Below are 722 nucleotides of genomic sequence, written 5' to 3' on the forward strand. Positions count from 1 at the left end.
GCCATGAACAACTTTTGGATTCCTGAGGAGATCAATCTCTCGCAGGATGTGAAGGACTATCCCCGCCTGCTGTCAGCCGAACGCAGCGCCTACGATAAAATTTTGAGTTTTCTTGTCTTTTTGGATTCCATTCAGACAGCGAACCTGCCTAATATCGGCGCCTACATTACCGCCAACGAGGTCAATCTCTGCCTGTCCATTCAGGCGTTTCAGGAGTGTGTCCACTCACAGAGCTACAGCTATATGCTTGACACCATCTGTTCCCCCGTGGAGCGCAATGACATCCTCTACCAATGGAAAACGGACGAGCATCTGCTGCGCCGCAACACCTTCATTGGGGACTGCTACAACGAGTTTCAGGAGCGGAAGGACGCTCCCACGCTGCTGCGCGTGATGATGGCGAACTATATTTTGGAGGGCATCTATTTTTACAGCGGCTTTATGTTCTTCTACAATCTCTCCCGAAACGGGAAGATGTCCGGCTCGGCGCAGGAGATCCGCTATATCAACCGCGACGAGAACACGCACTTGTGGTTGTTCCGCAATATCATCACGGAACTGCAAAAGGAGCAGCCGGGGTTGTTCACCGCCGAGAGCGTACAAGCGCTGCGCGAGATGATGCGTGAGGGCGTTGAGCAGGAAATCGCATGGGGGCATTATGTGATCGGCGACGACATCCCGGGACTGAACCGGCAGATGATCAGCGATTACATCCGCTATCT

The 722-nt window shown here is 53.0% G+C and carries 1 protein-coding gene; it reads left to right on the forward strand.

Annotation, left to right across the window (positions count from 1 at the left end; translation table 11 throughout):
• Positions 1–722: ribonucleotide-diphosphate reductase subunit beta (locus GPK89_RS15030; protein ID WP_215694389.1), on the forward strand; the 722-nt coding region annotated here is incomplete at both ends.

The sequence above is a fragment of the Gemmiger formicilis genome, from assembly GCF_018784445.1.
GTDB lineage: Bacteria > Bacillota > Clostridia > Oscillospirales > Ruminococcaceae > Gemmiger.